The organism is Ignavibacteria bacterium, from assembly GCA_041649015.1.
Taxonomy (GTDB): Bacteria; Bacteroidota; Ignavibacteria; order Tepidaquicellales; family Tepidaquicellaceae; genus CAIKZJ01.
In genome coordinates, this window is sequence record JBAZNU010000005.1 from 81,526 (window position 1) to 97,674 (window position 16,149).

Below are 16,149 nucleotides of genomic sequence, written 5' to 3' on the forward strand. Positions count from 1 at the left end.
ATTAGGATTAATTTATAAATTGAATTAAACAGGAAACTTGATTAATATTGTATAATTAATTTTATTATGAAACCCCGCTTCTTTAATAAACTCAGCTTTAAGCTATTTTTATCCACCTTTCTACTATTGGTAGCATTTCTAACCACTTACACATATTTTACTGTATATAATTTACAGAGAGACATAACAAAGTTATACATGCAAACGGCTTACAACATTAGTGACCTAATAAAGAACTCGACAAGATACAGTATGCTACATAACAACAGAGAAGATATATACCAGATTATAAAGGCTGTTGGACGTGAAAAGGGTGTCAAAAGAGTACGGATATACAATAAGACAGGTGTCATTACATATTCGACAGATTCGACCGAGTTAATGAAGACAGTGGACATGACAGCAGAAGCGTGTATTGTTTGCCATGATAAGACATCAAGAAAGTACGTATCCTCGCCTGTTGACAGTATTAGGATTTTTGAGACGGAAAACGGAGAAAGGATACTTGGATTAATTAATCCAATCAGAAACAACAAAGATTGTTACACATCAGAATGTCATGCGCACAGTTCAAAGTCTACTTTACTCGGAGTACTTGATGTGATGATGACAATGAAGGATGCGGATGCAACAGTAGAAGAAAACAAGAAGCAGACGATATTATCATCTGTATTCATTACAATAATTATTTCGGGATTTGTAGGGGTATTTATATTATTCCTAGTTAACAGACCACTGAAGAAGCTGCAGGAAGGTATAAACGAACTTGGGAAGGGAAACTGGGATTACAGGATATTAATCAGGTCGCGGAACGAACTTGGAGAAATTGCGAAGGAATTTAACGCAATGTCGAAGCAGCTTGCAGAGGCATACAATGAGATTAAAGACTGGTCGGAGAATTTAAATGTTAAGGTTGAGGAAAAATCGAAGGAATTAAAATCAATTTATGAGCAAGTAGTGCAGATGGAAAAGATGGCATCGCTTGGTAAATTATCGGCAACCGTTGCACACGAACTCAATAATCCTCTTGAAGGGATACTTACTTACAGTAAGTTAATACTAAAGAAACTTGGGCAACTTGAAACGAATGAAAATATAGAGAAGATGAGCAAATACCTGAAACTAATAGTTGACGAATCATCACGATGCGGTAACATAGTAAAGGATTTGCTGTTATTTTCACACAGGGAAGTAGATGCTTTTTCAGAGTACAATCTTGTTGAAATAGTCGAGAAGAGCACGGTTCTCATAGAGCATCACCTTGAGATGAATAGTATAAAGCTTGTGAAGGAGTTTGATATTGATTCGCTGGTATTGACATGTAATCCACAGAAACTCCAGCAAGCACTTTTATCATTGTTCATAAATGCAATTGAAGCAATGACAGGCAAAGGCGGCACACTTAAAGTATCCCTGTCGCATGACGGTGAAAATGCGATTTTACGTGTAACAGATACAGGTCCGGGAATAGCAGAAAGAGACTTACCATTTATATTTGAGCCTTTTTTCACAACAAAAGATAAATTAAGCGGTACAGGATTAGGGCTGTCGGTTGTTTACGGAATAGTGAATTCACACAAAGGATCGATAACAGTAGAAAAAACCTCAGTAATGGGAACGACATTTAAAATAAAAATACCTATAAAATAACAAAAGAATTTGAGATAATATGGAGCACAAATTAATAATTGTAGACGACGAGAGAATAGTAAGAGAATCTCTGAAGCATTGGTTCGAGGAGGAAGGTTATATTATCGACACAGCAGAAAACGGCAACGAAGCACTTCAAAAATTCTCAGTAAATAAATATGATCTCGCATTACTGGATATGAAGATGCCAGGAATGACCGGTCTTGAGCTTTTGAAGAAAATCCGAGAGATAGATGAAAATTGTGTATCGATATTGATTACCGCATTTGCTTCAGTCCCGTCTGCCATACAGGCATTAAAGGATGGAGCATACGATTATGTTACGAAACCAATAGATCCTGATGAGCTCAATAACATTGTTAAGAATGCACTGGAAAGTGTTAAGCTAAAGACGGAAAACAAGAAACTAAAAGGACGACTTGAAGATATGACTGTACCTGAGAATCTGGTCGGGGAAAGTCCACAAATGAAAAGGATAACAGAACTTATAAGAACAGTTTCAGATTCGGATTCAACAGTATTAATAAGGGGAGAGAGCGGTACGGGTAAGGAGCTTGTAGCAAAGGCGATACACGCAAACAGCAGAAGAAAATATTTCCCGATAATAACGGTAAACTGCGGAGCGCTCTCAGAATCATTACTTGAAAGCGAACTATTCGGCCATGAAAAAGGAGCGTTTACGGGTGCTCATTTCAGAAGAAAAGGAAAATTCGAAATAGCAAACGGAGGGACAATATTTCTGGATGAAATAGGAAGCATATCCCAGAAGACACAGGTTGATTTGCTAAGAGTAATAGAAACGAAGAAATTCAGCAGGGTAGGCGGCAACGATCTTGTAGAGAGCGATTTCAGGTTGATAACCGCAACCAACGAGCAACTCGAAAAACTGATGGAAGAGGGTAAGTTCAGAAAGGATTTATACTACAGATTAAACGTGATTACAATAATACTTCCGCCGTTGAGAGAACGAAAAGACGACATTTCATTACTGGCTAATTACTTTCTGAAGAAATATTCCGAACTGATGAACAAGAATATAACCGGATTTACAGACGAAGCGATGGATTTTCTTTTGAAGTATGATTTTCCCGGAAATGTGAGGGAATTGGAGAACACGATTGAAAGGGCAATAGTAATCGGCAAAGGAAGAATAATACAGCTTGAAGATTTGAGCCTTGAAATTAACGGGGACGCATACGGGTTTGAAGATGATTCGGTTGGTAGTCTTGAAGATGTAGAAAAGAAGTATATAATAAAAGTACTGGGTGAAAACAAATGGAACATCTCGAAAAGTGCAGAGATACTGGGAGTTGAAAGAGTTACGCTTTACAACAAGATAAACAAGTACGGATTACGCAAGCTTAAGTAATGAATCTGACGATACTACCGCTGAAGTTCGCAAATCTTCAGTTACTTGAAGAACTAAAGCTTCGTTTAAGTTTACATTTTAATTCGATAGAAGTATTGAACACGTATATTGATATAGAAGAAACATACAACATTCAAAGGCAGCAGTATTATTCAACGAATATAATTGAAACTGTAAAGAAAGTGTATTCAGAAACTGAGGGATACGTTTTAATACTCACGGAGAAGGACTTATTTGTACCTGTTCTGACTCACATATACGGTGAGGCAGAACTCAGGGGAAGATACTCAATTGTAAGCACATGCAGGCTTCACGAGGAATTTTATACTTCAGAAAGGAATCCTGAGCTTCTGCTTGAAAGGACATTCAAAGAAATCATGCATGAGCTTGGGCACAACTTTGGCTTACTTCACTGCAAGGACTGGCAGTGCGTAATGCATTCTTCAAGCGGTGTAGAAGAGGTTGATTTAAAAAGTAATTTATATTGCGATGATTGTAAAATTAAATTAAATTCTATAGAAATAAATTTATAGAAAATGAAAAAACAAATCATCAGCTTAGTGCTATTCATCTTAACAGCAGCTGCTGTGAACACAGTTTCCTCTCAACAGTTGAATTTCCCACTTGATACGTTGATAAAGGATTCGAATTACAATTACAGAAGTTTGATAAAATTCGATAGTCAGGGGTATTTACATTTGGTGAACTCTTCGCAGTTCAGCACACAGAGCAATACGAGGGAGATATTTTACTGGACGAATAAATCCGGTACATTTGTGCCAACGAAGTTAACGAACAATTCGATTGATGACAATTATGCGATACATGATTTTGACAGGAACGGGAAAGTTCATATAGGATGGGAGCGCAGGGATGCAGGTAATAACTTTCAGCTTATTTATTCAAATAACAGAAACGATTCTAATGTCTTTATTGAGCCGATATGGATAACGACGGGCGGAGTGAATAAGGCAACGCCATTTATGTGTGCGGGAAAGAATGACAGTCTCGTGCATTTTGTATATTATACGTTTGTGAACAGCGTTGTCGATTATGCATATTACAGGAATTATAATTACGTTACAGGAGTTTTAAGTCAAGAATATCAGATGGGGATTGCAGAAACCGGAAGCGAGAATGATATTGAATGTGTTGCTGATACAAACGGAGTAGTTCATATTGTATATACGACTAACAGTTCAGCATCATCTCCTTATGCATTGAAGTATTACACATTCAGCAACGGTGTGCTGACAGAGCGGCCGACAGGTATTAACAGCAATGCTGAATATCCGAGTATTTGTCTTGACCCAAAGACGAATTCAGTTCATGTTATTTACAGGCATACATCGGAAAGGCGTGTATATTTATTGACAAGGAATTCAGAGGGAGTTTTTTCGACTCCTTATGCTGTGACGGCGGCAGGGTTGGGGTATCCGAGTTACTGGAGGGGATTTGATGTTGATGAGACTGGGAGAATATATTTTACATTTCAAAATAGCAATGCGACTGCACCGAAAGGATTTTTCCTTGTTCATGGACTTCCCGGAGCGACGTTTAGCGATCCGATTCTTATATGGGAGGATGCGGTGAACTATTTAGGTAAAGGGTCTTCATCGGTTACGGCGAAAGGAAACGGGGATATAGCGATTGCATTTGATCCGACGGCTTCGAGGTTTGGAACGGTTGCATCGGATATATTTATTAAGAAGGGGATATTGACTATATCGGGAATAGAAGAGAATCCGGGTATGGTGAGCGTTTACAGTTTGAAGCAGAATTATCCGAATCCGTTTAATTCAACAACTACATTTGAATTTCAAATACCAAAGCAATCGATGATTAAGATTTCAGTTTATGATATACGGGGGAATGAAGTTGATGTAATAGTTAATAAAGAGATGCAGATGGGAATTTATAAATACAATTATAATGCGGGGAAGTTATCGAGCGGCGTATATTTTCTTAAATTACAGGTGAATAATTTCGTGGAAACAAGAAAAATGATGCTTTTGGAATAGATATTTATTGGAGTAATTTAATGTGTTCCCTGATTTGAATTTCGGATTACAGAACAGGGAACATTTTTATTATAATGAGTGTTTTAAGTATGTCGATTGTAGAAATAGTAGTATCATTTTGAGAAAAATGGTCTTAAGAATAAAAATAGAAATAACGACCGCAGTATCACCGCAATAACACCGCACTTCAACCGCAAAATAACCGCATTGCCACCGCACTTCAACCGCATTTTTAGGCTACTGAAATGCCACTGTTTGCCCAAGGTTGTATCAATATTAAGGGGATGGTCAAATAAGGGAGTGACGAAATTGTCACAAAAGTGAATATTTTGTCAATGTGTGAGGATAACTGAGGAATGGAATTCTGAGGCGCTTGTAGTCTTGATTATTTCTTTGAGGTTGTGATTACGGATACCACCGCCAGGGATAAAGATAATTTGATTGCCGTATATAGAGATTAAGTTTTTTATGATGAATCTGCCTTCGAAAGCGTTTGGTTTTCCTCCGGAAGTTAGAATTCGTTTAAAGCCTAAACTGATGATTTTTTCTGCTGATTTATGCATATCTGAGCAATGGTCGAAGGCTCTGTGAAATGTAACGGGGAGGGGATGAGCTGCATTTATGACAGAGCGGCAGGATTCGATGTCAACTTTTGAATCGGATGTCAATGCGCCGAAGACGAAACCTTGAATATTTAATTTTTTGAATAGATTAATTTGATTAAGCATGAAGTTTACCTCATCATTATTGAAAACAAAATTTCCGCTGCGGCATCTTATCATTACGAAAATATCGATATTACCAAGAGTGAGAACTTTTTTTAGAAAAGAAATGTCAGGAGTGATTCCTCCTTCATTATAATTTTCGCACAGTTCTATTCTGTTCACATTTGCTGAATAAGCGTTCTGTGCTGTATTATAGTCGAAAACTGCGAGTTCAAATAACATTGTGTAAAATATTGAAAATGGGTGGGAAATGAAATATTGTATTTCGCGGATAACCAGATTATAAAAAGTCGGGGCTGTCCCAAAAGGTCCGACTCTTTTTGTTTAGTGATACATTTAAAAATTAGTGAAAGAGATATGGAAAATATACCTTCCCAAGCAAGAGCTTGGGAAGGAGGTGAAAAATTCAACTTTTAATATGATGAGGCTGACCTTTTGGGATAGCCCCATACGAAATTTTGTTTACATATCGAAGCCGAAGAGCATACCGAAATAGTAAATTACTTCTTTGCCGTATGTTACGTCAGTACCCTGAAAGCGTTTTGTGAAGCTATCAAGACCGTAAGCCATGCTGAAGAAAATACTTGTCGGGAATACGTAAGACGAGAACGCCTGCAGTCTGAGTTCGAATCCGATGTCTTTTTTAAATTCGTTAAGCTGAGGGGCGGTTCCGTACCAAGCATCGCCGTAGTCAGCAAACAGCGAAAGATATAGTTTATCGAGGTAAAGCGGTGATATCCTTGTATCGATTCTTGAAATAAGAGGAAATCTATACGTAAGGTTAGCCTGTGCAACTCTTCCGCCACCTAGTGAGAAAAACGGGTAACCTCTCATTCCAATCATACCGCCTGCATAGAAATCATAAAAACTATCTACGGGTTTGCCGAGTATTGCGGCACCGCGAAGTTTCATGTTCAGGGAATGATTTCTGAAGAGATAAATACCTTCAGACCATACACCTTCAATTTTGTGGAGATTATTATGAGTAAAGATTGTCGATACATTTCCCTGGTCGTCAACGAGAAGTTCAGGATTAATGCTGCTTGCTTCGTATTCGTATCTAAGGTTAATTTTTCTTCCTGCCGGGTTGATATCAGAATTTTTGTTATAAAAACTCTTTTCGTATTTATAGTCGAGGGAAATACGCTGAGCTCTGAAATAGTCCTGAGAAGAGGCACTGACAGCAATACCGCTGCTTGGGAGGTAGAAATTGTTTATGCTCGAAGCGTATTTTGAGATGCCGTATGTAATCCTGAAATCGTGATTATAATTAATGAGTTTGAAGTCCATAGCGAGTTCGAATTCGAGCAAGTCGTAAGCAACACCGACGCTGAGAGTATCGACTCCTGCATAGAGTAAAGCATCCGTTTTACGAGTAATGTTATAACCTGCGAGAGTGAACTTAGGTTCGAAGCTTAGATTTTTAGCAAAGAACTTCTGTCCGATAGGGAAGCCGTTGTTGTAAGTAAATTCGAGGAAAATATCTCGTTCAGCTTTTCTGTTAATTGCAAAGCCACCGAAGATGGAAAATCTTGTCATTAATTCGTCGGAATAAAGATAAATACCGGGTTTAATAGCGTCAAGAAAGTTATTATCCTTTGTGTAGTTATCGAATCTGAGAACAGGAAATATTGAAAGCTGATTAAAGATGCTCTTATAGTTTTTGCTTTCAAGTTTCTTGACGTCATCATCGTTAAAATTACGAAGGTATTTCCAGTCGTATTTATTTTCTTTCCCGCCAGTAGTATCGAGTGATGAATACTTAGGAACGAGCTTATCGGGAGCTTTATAGTGGCCGAAATCGCTTTTATTCTTTTCCAAAAAGTTTTTGAGATAAGCAATCTTAAAACCGTCGGATTTGTATGTAGTGAATGCAATGTTTCCTTTATTATCGATTGAAGGCATGAAAGCACCGCCGATAACATTAGTAATTTGTTTTACGGCTTTGGTTGAAAAATCGTAGGAATAAATATTAAATATACCGGTTTCGTTGGATGAGAAGTACATTTTAGCACTGTCGGACGAAACCACCGGGGTTCTAAAATCAATAACTTCTGAGTCGAATATGAATTCCATATTACCGGATTCAACGTCAACCTTAGCAATTTTTCTGGCTTCAGTATGAGAGAAATCAAATACAGCAGTTTTACCGTCGGCATGAAATACAGGATTATAAATCTGTTCGCCGTTTTTAAAGAATGTAATCTGTTTTTTATTGTTAAGATTTTTATCAGCCACGAAAAGGTTAAGAGTACCATCGCTTCCGCTGATATAAAGAATCTTTGAGCCGTCGGGGGAATAAGAAGGTGAGAAAGCTCTTAAATTTTCCGAGAGTCTTCTTTCTTTCTTTACGTCAAAATCGTATTCATAGATATCGAAGAGCACTGCATCGCCGATAGATGGCGGAGAGTTTCTTTTGGCATAAATAATTTTCTTACCGTCATTCGACCAGGCATAATTAGAAGCGACGGGAGCGTCAACAACGTCTTTTTCCTGTGTATTAAGGTCGAGAACAATAAGCTGTGTAGTAGCATAATCGTAAGTACTGTTAGTCAAGTAAGCAATCTTCTTACTGTCAGGAGAAATTTTAGGATAAAAGTTTGCAAAGCCTTCAAGATGTATTATCTGACCGTCCATTTGGGTACTCTTCACGTCGGCAATTCTTTCAGCGTAATCTTTTTGTAGAAAAGCTTTCCATTCATTATAAAGGTCAGAGCCATCCTTACCGAGGTGTTCTCTGATAGCTTTATCAACGCTGAAGTTAGTGAAGTCGCCGAGGCTTTTGGTAATCTTTTTAAGTTTATCTTCGCCGTAAACTCTTGCGATGTATTGAGTTAAAGCATAGCCGGAGTTGTATATAGATTCGGCTTTTAAGCTTGTGATTGAAGAAAACTGTCCCATTTCATTCCATGTCAGCATATTATTATCAAGAGCGTAACTTCTAAGAATCATATCCCTGTTTGCATCCCAGTAATCGTAGCCCAATTGCTGACGCTGGTACTGAGCTGTACCTTCGGCAAACCATGCAGGAACACCGACTCCTGAAATAGGATAAGAAATAATAGCATTAGGATAACCGTAAAGCACGTCGGGTCGTCTTTCGTTTTCATAATCGATAAACTGGAGGTAAATAGCGGGCATATTTTTCGTGAACTTCAGAGATGCCTGCAGCTGAACCATGTGAGTGAATTCATGCGTTATGACATTTCTGAGCCAATTATGGGTACCTCTAAGTTCGAAATCGAGAGCGGAAGCAAAAATTTCAATTCTGTTTCCAAAGTAATCAGTAGCACCGTTAGCGACGTCAGAAAGGTCGTTAACGACAAAATTGACTTTATCTTTAAGGGGAAACTGGTATAAATCTGTAATCGGACCGTAAACTTCTTCTGCAATTTTAGCAATAATCTGAGCAGTTCTTTCCGCACCTGTATGGTAGGTGACAGTAAAGTGCTTAGTTTCTATCGTGAACCAATCTTCTTCAGGATGAGAATCAAACTGCGAGAATGCAGAACCTGAGAAAAGGCACAATAATGCTAAAGTAATGTAAAAGAAAGAAAATTTTTCTCTTCTATTAATCATTGAAAATATATATTTTACTGTTTATTATTGTTTAATTTAGATTAAAATTGTAGTAATATGTCAGGGATATTTGATTTGATTTGCAAAAATAAAACTTATTTTATTAATTAAAAAAGGATTAATATAGACTCTGATTTTACGTTTTATCATTATTTTTGAGTTTTAATATTATAAATACAAAATATAAGGTTGACAAGTTCCTATTCAGGAAGTTTTTATTTTCCTTGACAATAATAGTAATTATTTTAACCATAAACAATGTTACTTTTTCTCAAGGAAGAAGAGACCTTGGAGTATTTTCTAACTACAAATACGAGTTAAACGATTCAATAAGGAAGAAAATAGCGGATTCACTCGGATTAGCCATAGATTCGACCTTCCTTCAGCCGGTAGATTCAACTGCACGAATAAAGTATTTTCAATACAAGCCTGAATATTCATACGGAATAAAATTAAAGGAAAAGACACATCCATTATTACTGGAGAACTCATCCCTAATAAAGACGGATGTAATCTTTGGCGATAATAACAAGGTTATACTTACGCAAACTCTCAATGGCGAGGATATAAAGGCGCCTCTTGTGATGGATATAAACGAATATCTTGACAGGAAGGAGGTGCAGACACAGGACAGAATTTTTAATGAATTGTATGATGAAAAATTTAAGGGAATAGTAACTGACGATTTATCGCGTTTATTTGAGAAATTTACTGATATAACGATACCATTGCCGTTCAAGACGGAAACAATATTCGGACCTCCTACATTTAACTTAAGAATAAATGGAGCTGTGGATATTACTGCATCGTACCAGAATTCTCAGAGCGATGCATCGTCTTTATCATTTATAAGCAACAATCAGAACAATATTAACTTCAAACAGGAAGTACAGGTAACGGCGAAGGGTTCAATAGGAGATAAATTAACAATTGATGCAGACTGGAATACTCAGCGTGTGTTTGATTTCGAGAATCAACTAAAGATTAAGTACACGGGATATGCGGATGAAGTTATACAGAAGATTGAAGCAGGTAACGTATCACTTGATACAAAATCATCTTTAATACAGTCAACACAGGCATTGTTCGGTGTGAGGGGTGAGTTTAAACTTGGACCTCTGACGCTTTCGACTGTAGTATCTCAGAAAAAGAGCAAGCAGGAAGAAAAAACGTTCACACAGGGAGTACAGGACCAGAATTTTGAGTTAAAGGTCTGGGATTATTCTGATAATCATTTCTTTTTGGATATACTTTATAAGCAGTCGTTTACTGAAGTATTTAATGACTCGTTAGGGAATCAATATTCGGCATTTGTTAACGAGCATCGAATAAACACATTAACTAATTCATTTGAAGTATGGGTACAATGCGACGTAACGGAGCCGACGAAGAGATTTGCAGTGGGAAAGGTAATGCTTGGAAAGTTACCTGCGGGCGGATACAGCGATTCAATAAAGAGACCTGAAATAATAGTAGGAGATAAGTTTGCGGGATATTTCAGAAAACTTGAAATGACAGAATATTACCTTGACCAGTTTGCGGGATTTATAAGTTTAAGGATAAGCATACCAGAGAACTTTCATGTCGGGGTAGTTTACACAGATTATAAGAATGATGTTTACGGAAAAGGTTCTTACAATTCACTATCGAACGACACGCTGATACTGAAATTAGTAAAGGTAGATAATCAGAGTCCGGACTTAACTCCAGTCGCATGGGAGCTGAAGCTAAAGAACATATACAGGCTTCCGGTTTCGCGAATAATAGAAGACGGATTTGTACTTGATGCTTTGTACAACAACAACAACGTCTGGCAGAAAAACATTGCGGGAATGGACAACAAGTCACTTTCGACTATGTTAAACATTGACAGGTACACGGGAAAGACGTCTCTGCCCCCACCAGACGGAGTGTTCGATTTCAGGGTAGGGAAGACAATACTGACAGAATCGGGAGATATAATATTTCCAAATCTTCGTCCGTTTGCTGACAACATAAGTAATGCGGGCGGTGATACATCTTTGGTTTATGAAGAAATTTACACACAGAGGAAAACAAACTCACAGCTTTCATTAAAGGCAAACCTTTACACGATAAAAGGAAGTGCAAAAGGAGAATCCGGACTCAGCAGTAATTTCAATCTTGGATTAAATGTTGTTCAGGGAAGTGTTGCAGTATTTCTCGGACAGACGAAGTTAACAGAAAACGTAGATTATTCGGTTGATTATACGACAGGGATAGTGATAATAAGGAATGCAGCAGCATTGGCGTCGAAGGATTTGCGAATAACTTACGAATCAAACGATTTATTCACACTCGCTTCGAAGACATTTATAGGGCTTCGCGGAGATTACAAGATTAACGATAAGACAAATCTTGGTTTTACGTTCGTGAATCTAATACAAGAAACACTGAACGACAAGGTCAGAATTGGTGAGGAGCCAACGAACAATTCAATGTTCGGCATTGATTTAACGACAGAATTAAAGCCCAATTTTATTACAAAAGCATTGAACATGCTACCGGGTTTTAACACTAAAGAAGAATCAGTGCTTTCGCTAAGGGGTGAGTTTGCATACCTGACTCCTGACCCTAACACGAAGAAAAGTCAGATACCTTCGGATAACAATGAAGCTATTGCATACATTGATGACATGGAGGGAGCGAAGAAAATAATATCACTTGGAACCGGTTACCAGACGTGGACCATTTCGTCAATACCTGTAGATTCATTGAACACATCGGTGGATACACTTCAGATGAAAAGAGCAAGTTTAAAATGGTATACACTGCCAAACGATGTTGAGGTGAGGTCGGTATATCCATTAAGGGATGTACAAGCCGGACAGGACAGGCTATCGCCGTTTTATCTCGATTATGACCCTTCTAAGCGCGGGACCTATAATTACAATCAGGTTAATTATGATACGATAAATAAGGGAGATAACTGGAACGGAATCATGAAGTACCTGAACACGACCTCATCAGACCTGATAAATGAGAATATTAATTTCATTGAGTTTAACATGCGTGTTGAAAATTTCGGGAATGCTAATCTTAACAATGCGAGGATGTACATAGACCTTGGATTGATTTCCGAAGACGCAATACCGAATGGAAAGCGGGATACCGAGGATTCGATAGAAAACGGTACGCTTCAGGAAATCGAGGATATAGGACTTGATTACATGCGAAGCGATAAAGAACTTGATGAGTTTAACCGTTTCAACGGTACAAACTATACGATGGCTCAGTACAAGAGTATCTACGGAGATGAAGATCCGGCGCTTGATAATAACTCGCAATCGCAGACAATAGATTTAAACCTGATTAACGGAACAGAGGGTAACAGGTTTACGGAAGGAGGTACGAGGCCTGATGCTGAAGACCTTGACAGGAACGGAACGATGGACCCGACGAACCAGTATTACCAATACTTCGTTAGTTTAGATACAACGAATAATAAGCTAATTTCAGGACGAGGTGCTCCGGGAAGCGGCTGGTTCCAGTACAGGATACCATTATCGGAATTCAAGAAGAAAATAAATGCGGCAACACTTTCAAACGTAAAGTATATAAGAGTATGGATAAAGGGTGCAAACGGAAAAGTAAGGTTAGGACTTATCGATTTCAATCTCGTTGGAAACCAGTGGTATAAACCAGATAAGTCGGATACAACTTACAACATATCGGTTGTGAGTATTGAAGAAAATTCACAGATATATCAAAGTCCTGTACCCGGAGACGTATTAAGGCAGACTGTCAGAAACACGAACGGAGTCAATACTAAATCGAACGAGCAGTCGTTAGCGATATCTTTCAATAACTTAACTGTTGGAATGCAGAAGATTGCGGTTAAAGACTACAGAAGCCAGGTACTTGATTTGTTTAATTACAAGATGATGAAGCTATTTGTGAACGGAGACCCGACTTTTAACTACACGAATGAGTTAATATACGATGCTACCATGGTTGTAAGGTTTGGTTCAGACTCTACTAATTTTTATGAGTACAGAGCACCGATACATCCAGACATTCGTCCGGGGCAGCCCTGGAGTGCACAGAATGAAGTAGCGATAGTATTTGCGGATTTAACAAGTTTAAAGATATCGAGGGATTCCGCGAATCAGGTGGTTGATATGCCTGTACCGAACGGGCCACCGGGAGCATACTACAGGGTTCGAGGTGTACCTGCGTTAAATTCAATACGAGAGTTTACTGTAGGTGTAGAGAAAAACCGAACAGGATTAAACTCATCGATATCGGGAAGTGTCTGGTTTAACGAAATAAGGGTTTTAAAGGTGAACGATGATAACGGATATGCATACAATGTAAACACGAGCCTGAAGATAGCAAATTTTGCGAATGTTAGTTTCAACATGTCAAAAGTTGACCCGAACTTTCATGCGCTCGATGCGAGGTCGGGTTCGAGAACAACGGGAGAAAACTGGGATCTTGGGATATCTTTGAATGCTCATTCATTAATCAATAATATGCTTGCATCGGTTTTTTCGCCTGAATGGAAAGATTTTCTGAACATACCGATAACATTCAGACACAGCGAAAGCATGATAAATCCGAGATACTACCCCGGTTCTGACATTGAGCTTGAAAAGGCGGCTGATGAAAGGTATAAACAGGTACTTGCACAGACAAATGATCCTGAATTTGCTTCAAAGCAAAGAGAGGATTTTATAAAATCCACGCAGACACTCATTGTGAGGAACGATATATCAATACAAGGAATGAGTTTTAAATTTCCGGGCGGGGGGTATATAACGAGGACATTTCTTAATGCATTTTCAATAAACTTTACGGGTTCATACGGCTCGCAGCGCGATTTCACTTTTGAGAGGAAGGATGATTTTAACGTAACGGGAAGCTTGAATTACAACACAGATTTCGGGCTGTCGGAAATACTGAATTTAAACTTAAACAGTCTCGTTAATCTTGGTGAACAGTACAAGGATGCAAAAATATACATGTTCTTTCCGCTGCTGCCATTTATTCCTGCATTCAGTCAAGGATTTAATGCAACGATTGATTATAACCGAACAAGGAGCGAATCCCGGCAGAGGTTACTGGCTCAGGATGACCCGATAAGCAGGCTTTTCAGGGCGAACAGAGGATTCGGGTTCAACTGGAAGTTTATTGAGAACTGGATAGTCGATTTAACGGGAACTTACAATTTCAAAGTAGGAAGCGACCTTGTAGATTTTGAAACGTACAATGACTCCGCAAGAACACAGAAATCAGAGAAAGAAATACTAAATGAAGTATTCTTTAATAACGGATTGATAAATTTCGGAAAGGACCTCGACTATCAGCAGACGACGACATTCAACCCGAAATTTAACATACCTGTTATAAACAAGTTTCTTGATATCAACATGAACTATAATGTTACATATGCATGGACGAACCCGAATACTGTAACGAATGTGGGATACAATGTTGGATTTGCGAATACATTTACGACGGGTGCGACTATCAAGTTCAACGAAATGCTTAATTTATTCGGAATACAGAAAAATCCGAGCGGGTACAGGGGTTTAGTGAGCGATAAAAATCTGCGTTCCGCAAGCAATGTTGATGACAAAATACAGTTTGCCGACATATTGAAAATACTCGGTACATTCATACCCGACCTTGTGACGGTTAATTTTAATCAGACGAATTCAGTCGTAAACCCGGGAGTAGTTGGCAGGCCGGGATTCGGTAATTTCTGGATGGCATTGAAAACAGTCGAAGAATACGGACCTGCGAGAATGTATCAGTTAGGATTTAACAGATACCCCGGGAAGAGGGTGGGGGGACTTAATATACAGGACGTTTATAACTTATCGAATAATATTACTTTTAATACAACAATATCGCCGATACTTCCACAGACGATAAGGATGAATCTTTCATTTAAGAAAATCTGGGGTTTTAACAATTCCGGTACGTTTATAACGGACAGTCTTGGAGGCTTAGGAACGCCGATAAACAGCAGCAGCAACAGAACTGACGGCTACAGCATGTTCTTTGCGGGGAGTGTAGAGAAGTTTAATTACGAACCTTCGGGAGACGTAAATGAAAACATACAAAAAATTTCATCGGAGTTCAAGAGTCAGATCGGTTCATTTCCATTTCCAAACTGGAACCTTACATTGACGGGGCTTGAAAAACTTCCGTTATTCTCGGAATTTGCACAGACAGTAACGCTTGAAAATTCTTTCACATCAGAATTTTCGGAAGCGTCGTTCGTTGATGCGAACAACAATGAAGTTATACAAAGACAATCGGTTACACAATCTTTTAATCCGCTGATAGGGCTGAACGTAACATTTAAGCAGGTTTTCGGGGGCAATCTTACGGCGAATTTAAGGATAAACTCATCGACGAGTAATATACTTACACCTTCAAGCAGTCTAATTCAGGAAAACAAAACGAGTGACTGGAGCCTGAATGCAAACTTTGCAAAATCGGGGTTTGACATTCCGTTGTTCGGGCTGTCATTAAAGAATGACATAACATTTTCATTAACGATATCGAAGAACAAGAATCAGCCCACGGATTATAAATTCCAGCCGAATGAGGGAAAGCAGACAATACTCGGTGCGGGTTCAACTGTTACAGCATTTAATCCTTCTATATCATATTCGTTAAGCTCGAAGGTACAGATCATGGTATTTTACAAGTATTCGAAGTCAGAGCCTACAGAGGGAAATGCAAACACGCAGCCAAGGACGAATAACGAGGGGGGATTAAATGTAAGGATTACGATACAGTAAAATATACTTTTCTTTTGCAGTTAAATTAG

Annotated in this window: 7 protein-coding genes; 5 read left to right on the forward strand and 2 right to left on the reverse strand. The window is 38.4% G+C overall.

The features are described from left to right. Positions 1–252: 252 nt before the first annotated feature. From WC644_09615 to WC644_09630, 4 genes are read left to right on the forward strand one after another with little or no spacing between them, the layout of a single operon-like run. The gene (locus tag WC644_09615; GenBank protein MFA5012191.1) at positions 253–1,650 is read left to right on the forward strand and encodes a HAMP domain-containing sensor histidine kinase; all 1,398 of its coding nucleotides are present in this window, start codon (positions 253–255) and stop codon (positions 1,648–1,650) included. A 19-nt stretch (positions 1,651–1,669) separates the two neighbouring features. Further along, positions 1,670–3,019 (forward strand): sigma-54 dependent transcriptional regulator, encoded by a 1,350-nt coding sequence (locus WC644_09620; GenBank protein ID MFA5012192.1) that lies wholly within the window; start codon positions 1,670–1,672, stop codon positions 3,017–3,019. After that, positions 3,019–3,552, forward strand: coding sequence for an archaemetzincin family Zn-dependent metalloprotease (locus tag WC644_09625; GenBank protein ID MFA5012193.1), 534 nt, complete (start codon positions 3,019–3,021; stop codon positions 3,550–3,552). The genes WC644_09620 and WC644_09625 overlap by 1 nt, the downstream gene beginning before the upstream one ends. A gap of 3 nt (positions 3,553–3,555) precedes the next feature. Continuing rightward, positions 3,556–5,040, forward strand: a complete 1,485-nt coding sequence (locus tag WC644_09630) for a T9SS type A sorting domain-containing protein (protein MFA5012194.1) — start codon at positions 3,556–3,558, stop codon at positions 5,038–5,040. Positions 5,041–5,372: 332 nt separating this feature from the next. On the opposite strand, the gene WC644_09635 is transcribed toward WC644_09630, so the two are convergent. Together WC644_09635 and WC644_09640 are read right to left on the reverse strand one after the other, a co-directional pair. Beyond that, positions 5,373–5,987 carry a copper homeostasis protein CutC gene (locus tag WC644_09635; GenBank protein ID MFA5012195.1) on the reverse strand — a complete coding sequence of 205 codons (615 nt, stop codon included), beginning with the start codon at positions 5,985–5,987 and terminating at the stop codon, positions 5,373–5,375. A gap of 240 nt (positions 5,988–6,227) precedes the next feature. Beyond that, positions 6,228–9,344, reverse strand: coding sequence for a biopolymer transporter Tol (locus tag WC644_09640; GenBank protein ID MFA5012196.1), 3,117 nt, complete (start codon positions 9,342–9,344; stop codon positions 6,228–6,230). A 224-nt stretch (positions 9,345–9,568) separates the two neighbouring features. Here WC644_09640 and sprA point away from each other — a divergent pair, with 224 nt between their 5' ends. Further along, a complete protein-coding gene (gene sprA / locus WC644_09645) occupies positions 9,569–16,120 on the forward strand; it encodes a cell surface protein SprA (GenBank protein MFA5012197.1) in 6,552 nt (2,183 codons plus the stop codon). Positions 16,121–16,149: the final 29 nt, after the last annotated feature.

What these genes read in the sequence shown, in the direction of transcription:
- WC644_09625 (MFA5012193.1), top strand. Translation starts at nt 3,019, where the DNA reads ATGAATCTGACGATACTACCGCTGAAGTTCGCAAATCTTCAGTTACTT.
- WC644_09630 (MFA5012194.1), top strand. Translation starts at nt 3,556, where the DNA reads ATGAAAAAACAAATCATCAGCTTAGTGCTATTCATCTTAACAGCAGCT.
- WC644_09615 (MFA5012191.1), top strand. Translation starts at nt 253, where the DNA reads ATGCTACATAACAACAGAGAAGATATATACCAGATTATAAAGGCTGTT.
- WC644_09640 (MFA5012196.1), bottom strand. Translation starts at nt 9,344, where the DNA reads ATGATTAATAGAAGAGAAAAATTTTCTTTCTTTTACATTACTTTAGCA.
- WC644_09635 (MFA5012195.1), bottom strand. Translation starts at nt 5,987, where the DNA reads ATGTTATTTGAACTCGCAGTTTTCGACTATAATACAGCACAGAACGCT.
- WC644_09620 (MFA5012192.1), top strand. Translation starts at nt 1,670, where the DNA reads ATGGAGCACAAATTAATAATTGTAGACGACGAGAGAATAGTAAGAGAA.